Source organism: Nocardia sp. NPDC056952 (genome assembly GCF_042674185.1).
Taxonomy (GTDB): domain Bacteria; phylum Actinomycetota; class Actinomycetes; order Mycobacteriales; family Mycobacteriaceae; genus Nocardia.
In genome coordinates this window covers 15,042-30,133 of sequence record NZ_JBHURA010000017.1, presented here as the reverse complement: position 1 = coordinate 30,133, position 15,092 = coordinate 15,042, and the positions used below count along the sequence as shown (strand labels likewise).

The 15,092-nt window shown below is 69.1% G+C and carries 18 protein-coding genes; 7 read left to right on the top strand and 11 right to left on the bottom strand.

Annotated elements, in window-relative coordinates; translation table 11 throughout:
* Positions 1 to 6: 6 nt before the first annotated feature.
* Entirely contained in the window at positions 7 to 939 is a 933-nt protein-coding gene (locus ACFTS5_RS32940; RefSeq protein WP_378638929.1) for an NADP-dependent oxidoreductase, read from the bottom strand.
* A gap of 103 nt (positions 940 to 1,042) precedes the next feature.
* Here ACFTS5_RS32940 and ACFTS5_RS32935 point away from each other — a divergent pair, with 103 nt between their 5' ends.
* The 3 genes from ACFTS5_RS32935 to ACFTS5_RS32925 all read left to right on the top strand — a co-directional run bounded on the left by ACFTS5_RS32935 (position 1,043) and on the right by ACFTS5_RS32925 (position 2,930).
* Positions 1,043 to 2,053 carry a GlxA family transcriptional regulator gene (locus ACFTS5_RS32935; protein WP_378638927.1) on the top strand — a complete coding sequence of 337 codons (1,011 nt, stop codon included), beginning with the start codon at positions 1,043 to 1,045 and terminating at the stop codon, positions 2,051 to 2,053.
* A gap of 74 nt (positions 2,054 to 2,127) precedes the next feature.
* Positions 2,128 to 2,556 (top strand): transcriptional regulator, encoded by a 429-nt coding sequence (locus ACFTS5_RS32930; RefSeq protein ID WP_378638924.1) that lies wholly within the window; start codon positions 2,128 to 2,130, stop codon positions 2,554 to 2,556.
* Positions 2,553 to 2,930 (top strand): DUF3817 domain-containing protein, encoded by a 378-nt coding sequence (locus ACFTS5_RS32925; RefSeq protein ID WP_378638921.1) that lies wholly within the window; start codon positions 2,553 to 2,555, stop codon positions 2,928 to 2,930. The genes ACFTS5_RS32930 and ACFTS5_RS32925 overlap by 4 nt, the downstream gene beginning before the upstream one ends.
* A 63-nt stretch (positions 2,931 to 2,993) precedes the next feature.
* On the opposite strand, the gene rdgB is transcribed toward ACFTS5_RS32925, so the two are convergent.
* From rdgB to clpS, 10 genes are all read right to left on the bottom strand, one after another.
* Complete coding sequence (gene rdgB / locus ACFTS5_RS32920; protein ID WP_378638919.1) at positions 2,994 to 3,599, bottom strand: RdgB/HAM1 family non-canonical purine NTP pyrophosphatase; 606 nt, start codon at positions 3,597 to 3,599, stop codon at positions 2,994 to 2,996.
* A 2-nt stretch (positions 3,600 to 3,601) separates the two neighbouring features.
* A complete protein-coding gene (gene rph, locus ACFTS5_RS32915) occupies positions 3,602 to 4,366 on the bottom strand; it encodes a ribonuclease PH (RefSeq protein ID WP_378638916.1) in 765 nt (254 codons plus the stop codon).
* A gap of 423 nt (positions 4,367 to 4,789) precedes the next feature.
* Entirely contained in the window at positions 4,790 to 5,554 is a 765-nt protein-coding gene (locus ACFTS5_RS32910) for a cyclic nucleotide-degrading phosphodiesterase (RefSeq protein ID WP_378638913.1), read from the bottom strand.
* 69 nt (positions 5,555 to 5,623) lie between these two features.
* A complete protein-coding gene (locus tag ACFTS5_RS32905) occupies positions 5,624 to 6,337 on the bottom strand; it encodes a rhomboid family intramembrane serine protease (RefSeq protein ID WP_378638911.1) in 714 nt (237 codons plus the stop codon).
* A 71-nt stretch (positions 6,338 to 6,408) separates the two neighbouring features.
* Complete coding sequence (locus tag ACFTS5_RS32900) at positions 6,409 to 7,371, bottom strand: PLP-dependent cysteine synthase family protein (protein ID WP_378638908.1); 963 nt, start codon at positions 7,369 to 7,371, stop codon at positions 6,409 to 6,411.
* 4 nt (positions 7,372 to 7,375) lie between these two features.
* Complete coding sequence (locus ACFTS5_RS32895) at positions 7,376 to 7,651, bottom strand: MoaD/ThiS family protein (RefSeq protein WP_101464168.1); 276 nt, start codon at positions 7,649 to 7,651, stop codon at positions 7,376 to 7,378.
* A gap of 37 nt (positions 7,652 to 7,688) precedes the next feature.
* Complete coding sequence (locus ACFTS5_RS32890; protein ID WP_358071628.1) at positions 7,689 to 8,102, bottom strand: M67 family metallopeptidase; 414 nt, start codon at positions 8,100 to 8,102, stop codon at positions 7,689 to 7,691.
* A gap of 205 nt (positions 8,103 to 8,307) precedes the next feature.
* Positions 8,308 to 9,369, bottom strand: a complete 1,062-nt coding sequence (locus ACFTS5_RS32885) for a P1 family peptidase (protein ID WP_378638904.1) — start codon at positions 9,367 to 9,369, stop codon at positions 8,308 to 8,310.
* 33 nt (positions 9,370 to 9,402) lie between these two features.
* Positions 9,403 to 9,972 carry a DUF2017 domain-containing protein gene (locus ACFTS5_RS32880; RefSeq protein ID WP_378638901.1) on the bottom strand — a complete coding sequence of 190 codons (570 nt, stop codon included), beginning with the start codon at positions 9,970 to 9,972 and terminating at the stop codon, positions 9,403 to 9,405.
* Positions 9,973 to 9,994: 22 nt separating this feature from the next.
* Positions 9,995 to 10,342, bottom strand: a complete 348-nt coding sequence (gene clpS / locus ACFTS5_RS32875; RefSeq protein WP_101464172.1) for an ATP-dependent Clp protease adapter ClpS — start codon at positions 10,340 to 10,342, stop codon at positions 9,995 to 9,997.
* A 61-nt stretch (positions 10,343 to 10,403) separates the two neighbouring features.
* On the opposite strand from clpS, the gene ACFTS5_RS32870 reads away from it, so the two are divergent.
* The 4 genes from ACFTS5_RS32870 to ACFTS5_RS32855 all read left to right on the top strand — a co-directional run bounded on the left by ACFTS5_RS32870 (position 10,404) and on the right by ACFTS5_RS32855 (position 15,062).
* Positions 10,404 to 11,717, top strand: a complete 1,314-nt coding sequence (locus tag ACFTS5_RS32870) for a nicotinate phosphoribosyltransferase (RefSeq protein ID WP_378638898.1) — start codon at positions 10,404 to 10,406, stop codon at positions 11,715 to 11,717.
* Positions 11,718 to 11,794: 77 nt separating this feature from the next.
* On the top strand, positions 11,795 to 12,349 hold the full coding sequence (locus tag ACFTS5_RS32865; protein ID WP_378638896.1) for an isochorismatase family protein: 555 nt from the start codon (positions 11,795 to 11,797) through the stop codon (positions 12,347 to 12,349).
* An 11-nt stretch (positions 12,350 to 12,360) separates the two neighbouring features.
* The gene (locus ACFTS5_RS32860) at positions 12,361 to 12,897 is read left to right on the top strand and encodes a hypothetical protein (protein WP_378638894.1); all 537 of its coding nucleotides are present in this window, start codon (positions 12,361 to 12,363) and stop codon (positions 12,895 to 12,897) included.
* A gap of 119 nt (positions 12,898 to 13,016) precedes the next feature.
* The gene (locus ACFTS5_RS32855) at positions 13,017 to 15,062 is read left to right on the top strand and encodes an ATP-dependent DNA helicase (protein ID WP_378638891.1); all 2,046 of its coding nucleotides are present in this window, start codon (positions 13,017 to 13,019) and stop codon (positions 15,060 to 15,062) included.
* Positions 15,063 to 15,092: the final 30 nt, after the last annotated feature.

Sequence of the window (15,092 nt, the reverse complement as noted above, 5' to 3'; positions counted from 1 at the left end):
TCATCCTCACTGCGTGACCGTGAGCACGATCTTGCCGCGGGTGCGCTGATTGTCGCTGATCTCGTGGGCCTTGCTCACGAGATCCAGTGGCAGGACGGTTTCCACGTGCGGTCGCAGCGCACCGCTTTCGACCAGATCCGCGAGAGCGCGCAGACCCGCGCCGTCGGCTTCGACGATCATGAACCCGGCCCGCAGGCCGAGCGGGCGGGCGACCTCCACCAGGGCCGCTTCCGCCGGGGAAGCCAGCGACACGATGATGCCGCCGGGCCGCAGGGTTCGCAGCGAGCGCGGGCCGTATTCGCCGCCGATGGTGTCGACGACGATGTCGATGCCATCGGCCGCGTCGACGAAATCCGTTGCGGTGTAATCGATCACCTCATCGGCGCCGAGGTCGCGGACGAAGTCGTGATTGTCGGCGCGCGCGGTGGCGACGACGTACGCGCCGCGCGCCTTGGCGATCTGCACCGCGACGTGCCCGACCCCGCCCGCGGCGGCATGGATCAGTACCCGGTGGCCGGGCCGCACGTCGGCGGTGTCGACCAGCGCCTGCCAGGCGGTGAGCGCGACGAGCGGCAGCGCGGCGGCTTCGACGTGGGTGAGATTCGACGGCTTGCGCGCGAGGTGGCGGGCCGGTGCGGTGACGTACTCGGCGTAGGCGCCCGCGGCACGCGGCTGACGCGGCATGCCGAAGACCTCGTCGCCCGGCGCGAACAGGGTGACACCGACGCCGACGGCCTCGACCACGCCGGACACATCCCAGCCCAGCGGTGCGATCGCGCCGAGGAGCCCGCCGGTGGCGCGGTGCCAGGAATCGGTCGGGTTCACCCCGGCCGCATGTACGCGGATCAGCACTTCGGCCGGTCCGGGGCTCGGCTTGTCGACCTCGATCACACGCAGGACCTCGGGTCCGCCGAAGGTGTCCTGACCGATTGCCCGCATGGCGCGTCTCCCTGTGTCTCCCAGGCCGTTTCGCTGCGAACCGGCCGTGTGAAGTCCACGATGCCGGGTGCGCGAATCATCGACGAGTGGCAAGAAAGCCAACATGTGCAAGAATCTTGCCATGCATCGCGTGGTGGTTCTGGCGCTGAACGGGGTCTATCCGTTCGAATTGGGGATTCCCGCCCGGATCTTCGGCACGGCGACCGATCCCGACGGCGCCGCGCTCTACGACGTGCGCACCTGCAGCCTCGACGGGGCCCCGGTGTCGACCAACGCCGACTTCACCATCGCCGTCGAATACGACAGCAGCGCGCTCGCCGAGGCCGACACCGTGGTGATCCCGCCCTTCTCCGCGTGTGACGCCCCAGAGGAGGAGTGGATGCCCGCCGACCTGGCTGACGCGCTGGGTCGGCTCAGACCGGATACCCGCATCGTGTCGATCTGCACCGCGGCGTTCGTACTCGCTGCCCTCGGCTTGCTGAACGACCGCCCCGCGACCACGCACTGGCGGCAAGCCGACCGGTTCCGCGCCCTGTTCCCGCAGGTCAGAATGGATGCCGATGTGCTGTTCGTCGATGAGGGACGCATCCTCACCGCGGCGGGCAGCGCCGCCGGGATCGATGCCTGCCTGCACCTGCTGCGCCGCGATCACGGCAGCGCGGTCGCCAATCACGTCGCCCGCCTGTGCATCGTGCCGCCGTGGCGCGAAGGTGGGCAGGCCCAGTTCATCGACCGACCGATCCCCGAACCCAGCACCGCGACGACCGCCACCACCCGCGCCTGGGCCATGACCCACCTCGATCGCCCACTGCCGCTCACCGAACTCGCCGCCCACGCCCGCATGAGCGTGCGCACCTTCTGCCGCCGCTTCCGCGAGGAGACCGGCCTCCCACCCGGCCAGTGGCTCACCCAGCGACGCGTCGACCACGCCCGCCACCTCCTCGAAGCCACCGACCTGTCCATCGACCGCGTCGCCGCCGACGCGGGCCTCGGCACCGCCGCCTCGCTGCGCCAGCACCTGTCCACCGCCATCGGCGTCTCCCCCACCGCCTACCGCCAGACCTTCCAGGCCGGGACCTCGCGCTCGCGCGCCACCCGGACTACGGTGCTGTGACGCCTGACTCCGCGGTTGACTCCGGCCGCGACCTGCTCCTACGTGCTCTGTAGTAGGCGGGTACCGTGGAGCGCGTGTCCGTTCCACCTTCGCGCCCGACGCACAATCGACCGGCCCTGATCGCGCTGGTCTGTGTCGCCGCACTGGGCTGTCTGGCGTTGGCCTGGTGGCAGTGGGAGCGGTTCGAATCGTCGTCGGGAACCGGCCAGAATCTCGGCTACGCACTGCAGTGGCCGCTGTTCGCCGGGTTCGCGGTGTTCGCCTATGTGCGGTTCGTGCGGCTGGAACGCGAGGCCGAGGAGCCCGCGCCGCCGCGTCCGGGCAAGGCCGAGGCGCCGCGCGAGATCCCCGCGGGCATCCTGCCCGAACGCCCCGAGGCCGCGAAGTCCGAAGACCCGGAAACGGCCGCCTACAACCAGTACCTGGCGCAACTGCACGCCAGCGACATCGATGCGCAGGTCCGCACCGCCGGCTTGCACTCCCCCGAGAGGAACGCCGGGTGACCGACAACAACACCACCGCACCGCCGCTCGACGATGCCACCGCCGCCCCCGCGGGCAGCGCCCCCATCGCCAAGATCACCTCGGCCCTGCAGCGCTACCGCGTGCTCGCCTGGGTCACCGGCCTGTGGCTGCTGCTGCTCACCGTCGAGATGATCGCCAAGTACGGCTTCGGCGTCGACACCCCCAGCTGGATCGCGGTCGTGCACGGCTGGGTGTACTTCGCCTACCTGCTGGTCACCGCCGACCTCGCCGTGAAGGTCCGCTGGCCCATCGGCCGCACCGTCGGCACTCTGATCGCGGGCACCATCCCGCTGCTGTCGTTCTTCGTCGAGCACCGCAACGCCAAAGACGTGAAGCAGCAGTACAGCCTCTGACTCCCACAAAAAGCGCCGCCGCCCCGGTGATCCGGAGCGGCGGCGCTTGTGTTGTGGAGTCGGTCAGGCCAGAGCGGCCAGGGCCGGGATGAGCTGGGTGAGCGCGCGGCCTCGGTGGGAGACCGCGTCCTTCTCGGCGGGGGTGAGTTCGGCGGCGCTGCCGGTACCGCCCTCGGGCAGGAACAGCGGGTCGTAGCCGAAACCGCCGTCGCCGTGAGGTTCACGGGCGATGGTGCCGGGCCATTCCCCGCGCACCACCGTGGTCGTGCCGTCGGGCAGGACCAGCGCGCAGGTGGAGACGAAGCGGCCGCCGCGACGGTCGTCGGGGACGTCGCCCAGCTGGGCGAGCAGCAGGGTGTTGTTCGCGGCATCGTCGCCGTGGCCGCCCGCCCACCGAGCGGACAGCACACCCGGCATCCCGTTCAGCGCGTCGACTTCGATGCCGGAATCGTCTGCCACGCAGGGCAATCCGGTGACGACGGCACCGTCACGCGCCTTCGCGATCGCGTTCTCCTCGAAGGTGGCGCCGGTCTCGGGCGCCTCCTCGTACGGGGGCACCTCGTTCAGGCTCACCAATTCGATTCCGGCCACCCCGGCTTCATCGAGGATCCGGCGAAGCTCCTTGAGCTTCTTCGCATTTCGGCTGGCGACCAGCACACGCACGGCCACGACTACTTCTTCGCGGACGGCTCGGGCAGGGTGCCCGGGTACGGCAGTGCCAGCGCCGCCTTCTGGATCGCGAACAACTGCTCGGCACCGGCGAAGGCCGAGTCGAGCATCTTGTCCAGGGTCGATCGCGGGAACGTCGCGCCCTCGCCGGTGCCCTGGATCTCGACCAGTGTTCCGGTGTCGGTGGCCACCACGTTCATGTCGACCTCGGCGCGCGAGTCTTCCTCGTAGGGCAGGTCGAGGCGAACACGCCCATCGACCACACCCACGCTCACCGCGGCGATCATGCACGAAATCGGCTGCGGGTCAGCCAGTTTGCCCGCGGCGGCCAGATAGGTCACCGCGTCCGAGAGCGCCACATAGGCGCCGGTGATCGCGGCGGTGCGCGTGCCACCGTCGGCCTGCAGCACATCGCAGTCGAGCGCGATCGTGTTCTCGCCGAGCGCGGCCAGGTCGATGCAGGCCCGCAGCGAGCGCCCGATCAGCCTGCTGATCTCCTGCGTCCGCCCACCGACCTTGCCCTTGACCGACTCCCGCCCACTGCGCGTGTGCGTGGCCGCGGGCAGCATCGCGTACTCCGCGGTGAGCCAGCCCAGCCCCGAATCCCGGCGCCACGGCGGCACCCCCTCGGTGACGCTCGCGGTGCACATCACCCGCGTCTGCCCGAATTCCACCAGCACCGACCCCGCCGGGTGCGTGGTGAATCCCCGAGTGATCTTCACGTCGCGGAGTTCGTCATCCGCCCTACCATCAGCTCGTCTAGACACAGCCGACACACTAGCGCGTGCCCCCCACTCCACGCCCAGCCACACCGAACCCCCGAAGCCCGCACCCACACCGCACTACCAGCGACACCGCACACCCCAAGGTCCGTAGCTCTACCGCGCTCCCCGCGACACCGCGCACCCCGAAGTCCGCAGCCCTACCGCACTAGCCGGCCCCACCGTTCAACCCCAGATCCGCCATGACCGCACCACCAGCCACCGCACTCCCGACCCTTAGGGAGGGACGGCCACGAAGTGGCCGGTCCGCGGCCGGGTCGTCGCCGGTCAGCGCTCGAAGCGCATGCGCCGCAGGCGCGAGTCTCGAGCTCTTAAATTATGCCCCTCAGGGCCGCGGACACGCGCGCGCCAGCGCGCCAAAAACACAGCCTCAAACCGTCCCGGGACTACCGAACACCCGATCCCGACCTAAACGTCGAACGACTCCCCCGGCGATACCGCGTGCACCGGCCCCGAGAACGCCGCCTTGGCCTCCGCGATCACATCCTCACGCGAAGTCCACGGCGGAATGTGGGTGAGCAACAATTCCTTGGCCCCCGCACGAGTAGCGATCTCGCCCGCCTCGGTCCCCGAAAGGTGAATCCCCGGAGGACGATTCGCCGGATCGTGGGTCCACGACGCCTCGGCCATCAGCACATCCGCACCCTGCGCCAAGTCGACCACCGCATCGCACATCGCCGTATCGCCGGTGTAGACGAAGACCCGACCGTCGGCCGCGGTGATCCGCAGCCCATAGGACTCCGGCGGGTGGAACATCCGCCGAGCTTCCACCGTGTGACCGGGCCCGAACGGAATCGGGGTGTTCTCGACCCACGCCTGCGAGTCGATCACATCGGACCAGTCGTCGGTCTCGCCGCCGATCTCCGCGGACGCGTTGCCGATCCGCAGCGCGGAATCGGACGGCCCGCGCACGAGCGCCTTCCCGGTCGGCGGATTCGGGTGGTACCGACGCCACACCAGCAGTGCGGGCAGATCCAAGCAGTGATCCGCGTGCAGGTGAGTGAGGAAGATGTCGACATCGGCCGGGTTCATATGCTTCTGCAGGGCGCCGAAAATACCGGGACCGAAGTCGATGACTGTCGGCCGCATATCAGGGCCCGTCAGCAGGTAGCCCGACGCTGGGGAGTCCGGGCCGGACACGCTGCCCGAGCACCCGAGGACGGTAAGGCGCATACCCCCATGCTGCCACGACGTGCTGGTGCTCAATGCAGGATCCCCCCAATTTCCAGACCGGATCCCCGGTTACCGCGTTGGTAGTGCGCGGCCGACCGATGCTCCACGGCGGCGTCGACGTTCATCTGACGAGAGTACCCAGCCCGCGAGCACTCCACCCACCGCCCCGAAAAGATGTCCCTGCCAAGAAATTCGAGGGTCGCTCGGCAGCACGCCCCACAGCATCGAGCCGTAGAACACGAGGATCACCAGTCCCACCACGATCTGGCCCACATTGCGCGCGAACCACCCGCGGCAGATCAGGTACGTCAGCCAGCCGAACACGATCGACGACGCTCCCACGTGCACACTTCCCGCCGACCCTGTGAGCCAGGTACCGACACCCGCGATCACCCAGATGATCGCCGTGGCCGCGATCCCCCGCCCGATCCCGGAGAGCAGCACGAGGAAACCGAGCACGAGCAACGGCAGCGTGTTGGCGAACAGGTGGTCCCACCCGCCGTGCAACAGCGGCGCCCACAGGATCCCGTCGAGCCCGGATACCTCGCGCGGCTCGATTCCCGCCGAGTCGAGTTCGCCGACCGATCCGGGTGGCGAATCGTAGGAGAGCACCATGTCGACGCCCTCGATCACGTACAGCGACCCCACGAAGCCCAGAATCACCACCGCGGCCCGAATCCACGAACCGCCTCGCGACGCGCCGATGCCCGAACTCGCGTTACCGCGCAGCCCCGAGATCCGATCAGGATCGAACGAGGCACCCACCCCACCGCTCACCGACATCGCCTCCACTCCGGCAAGGGACCGTCGAACAGCCCGTTGACCAGAGCGTACCGAAGCCGGGTCACATCGCGTCAGGCCCAGAGTTGCCCGTCCAGCTTCTCCTCGGCTTCGTCCAGCGTGCCGTCGTATGCCCCGGTAGACAGATACTTCCAGCCGCCGTCGGCGACCACGAACGCGATATCGGCCCGTTTCCCGGCCTTCTGCGCCTTCTTGGCGATGCCGAGCGCGGCGTGCAGGATCGCCCCGGTGGAGATTCCGGCGAAGATTCCCTCCTCGCCGACCAGTTCGCGAGTCCGTTTCACGGCGTCGTACGGGCCCACCGAGAACCGGGTGGTGAGCACCTTCTCGTCGTAGAGCTCGGGGATGAATCCCTCGTCGATATTGCGCAGGCCGTAGACCAGTTCGCCGTAGCGGGGTTCAGCGGCCACGATCTCGATATCGGGCACATTCTCACGCAGGAACCGGCCGGTGCCCATCAGCGTTCCGGTCGTGCCGAGCCCCGCGACGAAATGGGTGATCTCCGGCAGGTCGGCCAGCAGTTCCGGCCCGGTGTTCTCGTAGTGCGCGAGCGCGTTGGCCGGGTTGCCGTACTGGTACAGCATCACCCAGTCCGGATTCTCCGCTGCGATCTGCTTGGCCATCGCCACCGCTTGATTGGATCCACCCGCCGCGGGCGAGTCGATGATCTCGGCGCCGAACATCGTGAGCAGCTGCCGACGCTCCACCGAAGTGTTCTCCGGCATCACGCACACGATCCGGTAACCCTTGAGCTTGGCCGCCATGGCCAGCGAGATCCCGGTATTGCCGCTGGTCGGCTCCAGAATCGTGCAGCCGGGGGTGAGCAGCCCGTCGGCCTCGGCCTGTTCGATCATCCGCAGCGCGGGCCGGTCCTTGATCGACCCCGTGGGATTGCGGTCCTCGAGCTTGGCCCACAGCCGCACATGATCGTCGCCGTCCCATTGGGGCGACAGTGTCTGCAATCCGACGAGCGGCGTATTGCCGAGCGTCGCGATCAGCGATTCGTAGCGGGCCACGGGGTCAGGCGCCGCCGGCCACGGCGGGCAGGATGGTGACCGACGCGCCCGCGGGCACCTCGGCTTCCAGCCCACCGGAGAAGCGCACGTCCTCGTCGTCGACGTAGATGTTGACGTAGCGGTTCAGCTTGCCGTCCGACAGCAGCTTCTCGGCCAGCCCGGGGTGGTTCGCGTCGAGATCGGCGATGAGCGCGGACAGCGTCGAGCCCTCGCCCTGCACCCGCTTCTCACCTCCGGTGATACCACGCATGATGGTCGGAATGGACACGGTTACCGGCATGGGGACTCCTCGGGGGTGGTGACTGTTCTCGGACGGTTCAGTAGGAATCGACGATGCGCACCGGTTCTTCGGTGACCTCGCCGTCGACGATGCGGTAGCTGCGCAGTTCGTGCTCCTGCGGGTCGCGCGTGGAGACCAGCACATAGTGCGCGTCCGGTTCGGCGGCGTAGGAGATGTCGGTGCGGCTCGGGTAGGCCTCGGTGGCGGTGTGCGAGTGGTAGATCACGACCGGCACTTCGTCGGCGTCGTCCATCGCGCGCCACACGCGCAGCTGCTCACCGGAATCGAACCGGTAGAAGGTGGGAGAGCGTTCGGCGTTGACCATCGCGACGAAGCGTTCCGGCCGGTCGCTGCCCTCGGGGCCGGCGATGATGCCGCAGGCCTCGTCCGGGTGGTCGGCGCGAGCGTGCGCCACCATCGCGTCAACGAGATCGGCCCTGATCACCAGCACTTCATCGACCCTTTCCACAATCTGCGTGCGCGCTGTCGAGCACCTTCCCCGACAACGACTCACCCTATTCGGGTATTCCGCGGGGTATGCACTCCGGTCCCGGCCGGGCCGTCACAGCCGTCGCCGCAAGTCGCCGAAGGGCTGGTCAGCAGGCGGTTCGGGGCCACGAGGCAGCCGCACCACTGGCAGTGGGCAAGGCCGCCGATCAGCGCGGAAACAGATCGTAGTAGGCGGGGATACCGGCGATCGAGGTCGCGGCGAGCACCGCGTCGACGACGGCGCGCTCGACAACCACCGCCGCGGCCGTACACAACTGGTCGAGCAGCAGCAGGTCCGTGGGGAACGCCGGCGGCAGCGCGAGCGGGGCGACCTCGATGGCGCCGGTGGACAGCGCGAACAGGGTGTCGCCGTCGAGCGGGGAATGCACGGGCCGGATCGCCCGGGCGAGTCCGTCGTGCCCGGTCGCGGCCAGCCGTCGACAACCTGCCGGGTCGAGGGCGGCATCGGTGGCGATCACGCCGATCGTGGTGTTGAGCACCATGCTCTTGGCAGGTAGCGCGGCAAGTGCGGCGATCTCGTCCGGTGTCGCGTGCCGCAGCCCGAAGAAGTCGGGTCCATCGGTGCCGACGCCCCACGGCAACCCGGTGCGCGGATCGACGACCGACCCGACGGGATTGGCCACGATCACCGCGCCGACGGTCACCCCAGCCCCGGGGCCGTCCGCGAGAACCACACTCGCCGAACCGATTCCGCCCTTGATCGCGCCCGCCCGCGCACCGACACCGGCGCCCGCGGTGCCCCTGGCGAACTCGGTCGCCGCCGCCGCGGCCGCGCGATAACCGAAGTCGGGGTCGGGCCGAATACCCCAATCCCCGACCGGCAGGTCGAAGATCACCGCGCCGGGCACGATCGGGACCACGCGACTCGGGTCGGCCGGGTCCATCGGAATGCCCTCGCGGTGTTCCTCCGACCAGCGCATCACCCCGTCCGCGGCGGCGAGGCCGTACGCGCTACCTCCGGTGAGAAGCACGGCATTGAGCTGGCGGACGGTGTTGGCCGGATCGAGCAGGTCGGTTTCCCTGGTGCCGGGTCCGCCGCCGCGTACGTCGACCGAGGCCGTCGCACCGCCGGGGACCCGCACCACCGTGCAGCCCGTCGCAGCGCCGGTACCGAGGGTGACTTCGGCGTCGAGTGCCTGGTGATGCCCGACCAGCACCCCGGCGACATCAGTGATCGAGTTGCGTACTCCGGGGCCGCTGCGCATCATCTCGTCCTTCGTCGGCGATTCCGGTCGTCGCGCTCACGGCGCGAGCGCTTGCAGTAGTGAATCCTGCATCCAGGTGAGCCAGTGGTAGACGTCCAGATGCGGGGCGCGCGGGTCTTCCGGATCGAAATGGTCGGGCGTGTCGTCGTCGATGTCGAGCAGGGTGCCCAGCGCGAGCCGGACATCGGTGAGCGCGGCCAGCCACGCGTCGGCCTGCTCGGGCGTGAGCGCGATCTTGCCGCCCACTTCCGGGCAGCTGTCGAGGACGGTCTGCCCGGCGGCCAGTTTCGCGTCGATGATCTCCGGCTCGTGCAGGCTGCGCAGCGCGCTGTTGAGATCGGCGCGCTTGGCATCGGGAGAACCGGGCTCGGCGCGGTGGAAATCGGGCAGCAGACGCAGCAGTTGCGGATCGTCGGGCGGGGTGGAGTTGCCCGTGCGCAAGCCCGTGAGCGCGGCGAGTTCGTCTTCGGGGGCGTCGGCGGCGCGGTCACTGAGCAGTCCGGACACCGCGCCGATCAGAGAGCGAAGGACGGTGGCCTCGTGCTCGTCCATTTCGGATCGAAGCTTGAGGCCACTCAGTGAGTTCTTCCTGCTCCACTTACGCACAGGGCCCAGGTTACTCAGGTCGTCAGTCGCGCTGCATGGTTGCCCAGAGCCCCGCGGCGTGCAGCCTGCGCACGTCCTGCTCCATCTTGTCGCGCGATCCGGAGGACACCACCGCCTTGCCCTCGTTGTGCACCTGCATCATCAACTCGGTCGCCTTGGCTTTGCTGTAGCCGAACAGCTTCTGGAAGATGTAGGTGACGTAGTGCATGAGGTTCACCGGATCGTCCCAGACCACGGTGACCCAGGGCCGGTCCTCGGCCTCCAGGATCTCGGTGTATTCGGTGGTCTCCGGTGTCGCCTGCGGTGCCGACAGTGCGGCGTTCACAGCGTCGGTGACGGCGCCGGCCCGAACGTTATTGCACACGGCCATAAAAACCAGGGTACGACGAGGCCCGCAGGAAACAACACCCGCGGTGACTAGAGTTTCTGGTGTGCAGATCCGTGACGAGTTCGCCAGCACCGCGCTGCTGACCGACCAGTACGAGCTGACCATGCTGGCCGCGGCGCTGGCCGACGGTTCGGCTCAGCGACAGTGCACCTTCGAGGTGTTCGCCCGGCGGTTGCCGAACGGGCGCCGCTACGGCGTCGTCGCCGGCACCGGCCGTCTGCTCGACGCGCTGACCCACTTCCGCTTCGGCCCCGACGAGCTGGCCGTGGTCGCGAAGTTCCTCGACTCCGCCACCGTCGACTGGTTGCGCGAGTATCGCTTCACCGGCGATATCGACGGCTATGCCGAAGGCGAGCTGTACTTCCCCGGTTCGCCGATCCTGACCGTGCGCGGCAGTTTCGCCGAATGCGTGCTGCTCGAGACCCTCGCGCTGTCGATCTTCAATCACGACAGCGCCATCGCCTCGTCGGCCGCCCGGATGGTGAGCGCGGCCGCGGGCCGGCGGATGATCGAGATGGGATCGCGGCGCACCCACGAGCTCGCCGCGCCGTCGAGTTCGCGCGCCGCTTACCTGGCCGGATTCGACGCGACCTCCAATCTCGAGGCCGTGCGCAGCTTCGGCGTGCCCGGCGCGGGCACCAGCGCCCACGCCTTCACCCTGCTGCACAGCGGCGCCGACGGCGAACACGAGGCCGCGGCGTTCCGCAGCCAGATCGACACGCTCGGCATCGGCACCACGCTGCTGGTCGACACCTTCGACATCACCCGGGGCGTCGCGACCGCCATCGAGGTGGCCGGGCCCGAACTGGGCGGTGTGCGCATCGACTCCGGCGACCTCGGCGTCCTCGCCAGACAGGTCCGCGACCAGCTCGACGAACTCGGCGCCACCGGCACACGCATCGTGGTCTCCGGCGACCTGGACGAGTACGCGATCGCCGCGCTGCGTGCCGAACCGGTCGACGTGTACGGCGTCGGCACGTCGGTGGTCACCGGTTCCGGCGCCCCGACCGCGGGCATGGTCTACAAGCTCGTCGAGGTCGACGGCATTCCGGTGGCCAAACGGTCGAGCCACAAGCAGTCGCGCGGGGGGACCAAGAAGGCGGTGCGGCTGGCCCGCGCCACCGGCACGATCGTCGAGGAGATCGTGTACCCAGAAGGCGGAGAAGCACCGGCTACCAACGGTTTTCAGGTACGCGAGCTTCAGGTGCCGCTGGTACGCGACGGCAAGGTGGTCGACGATGTCGCGACGCTGGCGCAGAGTCGCGCATTGGTCGCGCGCGGTTTGGTGAGCCTGCCGTGGGAAGGGCTGAAGCTGTCCGCGGGCGAGCCCGCCGTGCCGACGACGTTCCTCGGCTGAATGCCTCGGCGAGACCGGGTGGCCGCTCGGCGTTCCACGGCGGAGAATGGTGCTGCTCGAACGAGGCGGAGGACGACATGGCACGTGGCCTGATAATCGTGGATGTGCAGAACGACTTCTGCGAGGGTGGCTCCCTCGCGGTGGCGGGCGGCGCGGCGGTAGCGGCGGCGATCACCGATTTCCTCGCCACCGAGCACTACGACGCGGTGGTGGCCACCCGGGACTGGCATATCGACCCCGGTCCCCACTTCTCCACCGAACCCGACTACGTCGACTCGTGGCCGCCCCACTGCCGAGTGGGCACCCCCGGCGCCGATTTCCACCCCGCGCTCGACGTCTCGCCCATCCAGGAAACCTTCTCCAAAGGCGAGTACACCGCCGCCTACTCCGGATTCGAAGGCGCGGCGGCGGACGGCACCTCCCTCACGAACTGGCTCCGCGCCCGCGACATCGACGCCGTGGACGTGGTCGGCATCGCCACCGACCACTGTGTTCGGGCCACCGCGCTGGACGCCGCCGAGGCCGGATTCGACACCACCGTCCTGCTCGGCCTCACCGCGGGCGTCGCCCCGGAAACCACCGAGATCGCCCTGACCACCCTCCGCGATGCGGGCGTCGGGCTGCGTCCCTGAATACTTCTCCCATGGACTATCGATTCCCGGCGCACACCCGACCCGCCCTGACGAAGGCACTCGCCGAGACCGACAGCATCCACGACGCCGCCGACACCGTCTTCTGGTCGAACCCGGCCACCGACGACCTCCAGCGCCTCGGCATCGGCGCGTTCGGCAAACTGCCCCCGGCCTTCTCCCACCTGCTGGCCCTGTCGAGCCTGCACACGAGCGTTCTCGACGCGGGATTCTCGAGCTACTTGAAAACCCGGCGCAGCGAACTCCCTTGGGCCACCAGAGGTTTGCGTGCGGCAGGCATGCCGCAACTGGCCGCCGCGGCCATCATCGCCGCCCGCGACGCCTCCCTCAGCTCCCCGAACGACGACCTCGACCGCTTCTGGGAAGACGAGCACCGAACCCTCGCGACCCCCGACCAGATCCGCCGCCCCACCGGCGACCGCGCCGAAGACCCCGACGAGATCTACGACATCAACGAGCCCCAGGACTTCGAACAGCGAGTCCTCGACTACGTCCGCGATCACATCGACGACTTCGTCCGCGAGTCCTGACCCACACCCCTCACCCGTTCCCAGCCACACCGCGCACTCCGACTCCGCATGACCGCACTCCCAGCCCCCGACAAAGCAGCCCGACCGAACCTGTCCGACCCGACGGATAAGCTGCGACCGTGCCCGAACTTCCTCCCGTCGCCGACCTGCTCGTCACCGCCGTGCATGCCCTCGGCGGCAAGGAACGCACCGGGCAGACCACCATGGCCACCGCCGTCGATCACGCGATCGACACCAAGGAGCATCTGGCCGTCCAGGCGGGCACCGGCACCGGCAAGTCGCTGGCCTATCTCATCCCGAGCCTGCGGCACGCGGTCCGTACCGGTCGCACGGTGGTGGTCTCCACCGCCACGATCGCGCTGCAACGCCAGCTCGTCGACCGCGATCTGCCGCGCCTGGCCGAGGCACTCACCAAGCCGCTCGGCCGCGCACCCAAATTCGCGATCCTCAAGGGCCGCAACAACTATCTCTGCCTGAACAAGATCAACAGCGTCATCCCGGAAGACACCGGCGGCGAGGCCGAGCTGTTCGACGCCTTCGCCATCTCCCGCCTCGGCCGCGAAGTCCAGCGCCTCAACGAATGGGCCTCCGACACCGAGACCGGCGACCGTGACGAACTCGCCCCCGGCGTCACCGACCGCGCGTGGCGCCAGGTGAGCGTGGGCTCGCGCGAATGCCTCGGCAAGTCGCGCTGCCAGTTCGGCCAGGACTGTTTCGCCGAGAAGGCCCGTGCGGAATCGGCCCAGGCCGACGTGGTGGTGACCAACCACGCACTGCTGGCCATCGATGCCATCAGCGGCATCCAGATCCTGCCCGAACACGATGTGGTGGTGATCGACGAGGCGCACGAACTGGTCGACCGTGTCACCGGCGTCGCCACCGCCGAATTGGCCGCGACCGCGATCAGCGCGGCCGCCCGCCGCTGCACCAAACTGATCGACGAACGCGAGGTCGACCGCCTGGAGGGCGCCGCGGAGGCCTTCCACCAGGCACTGGAGGATCTGCCGCCCGGCCGCTGGGACCAGATGCCCGACGGCATCGCCCCGGTGCTCGCCCTGGTTCGCGATTCCGCCTGGAACGCGCGCACCGCCATCGCACCGCAGGGCACCGTCAAAACCCAGGACGACCCCGACAACGCCGCCGCCCGCACCATGGCCGTGGCCGCCATCGACGACGTGCACGACGCCGCGGTCCGCACGCTCACCGCGTTCGAGGAAGCCGACCCGGCTGCCCGTCGCGATGTCATCTGGTTGTCGGCCGACGAGATGCGCGGCGTCGCCCGCCGCACCTTGCGGATGGCGCCGCTCTCGGTCGGCGGCCTGCTGCGCAGCAGGCTGTTCGGCACCGCGACCGTCGTCCTCACCTCGGCCACCCTGCAGATCGGCGGCTCGTTCGACGGGCTCGCGATCACCTGGGGCCTGCCGTCGCAGTCGGGCGGCAAGGTCGATCCGGCCATGGCCAACGGCGCCACCGCACCCGCCGACCTGGAATCGGTGCGCTGGAACGCCCTCGACGTGGGTTCACCGTTCGACCACGCCAAGTCCGGCATCCTCTACGTGGCCAAACACCTGCCCGCCCCTGGCCGCGACGGCCTTTCGCCCGCCTATCTCGACGAGATCGAACAGCTCATCACCGCCGCCGGTGGCCGTACGCTCGGCCTGTTCTCCTCGATGCGTGCCGCCAAGGCCGCCACCGAGGCGCTGCGCGAGCGGCTCGACACTCCGGTGCTGTGCCAGGGTGACGATTCGATGGGCGCGCTGGTGCGCAAGTTCGCCGACGACCCGGCCACCTCGCTGTTCGGCACCCTCACCCTCTGGCAGGGTGTCGACGTACCCGGCCCGTCGCTGAGTCTCGTTATCCTGGACCGCATTCCGTTCCCCCGGCCCGACGATCCGCTGCTCACCGCACGCCAGCGCGCCGTGGAGTCGCGCGGCGGCAACGGTTTCATGACCGTGGCCGCCAATCACGCCGCGTTGCTGCTGGCCCAGGGCACCGGCAGGCTGCTGCGCAGCGTGGACGACCGCGGCGTGGTCGCGATCCTCGACTCCCGCCTCGCCACCGCCCGCTACGGCAGCTACCTGCGCGCTTCGCTGCCGCCGTACTGGGAGACCAGCGATCCCGAGGTGGTTGCCAAGGCGCTGCGCAGGCTCACCGACTCCGCCTGAGCGAAGCCGACACTCGCAGGTCGAGTCTTG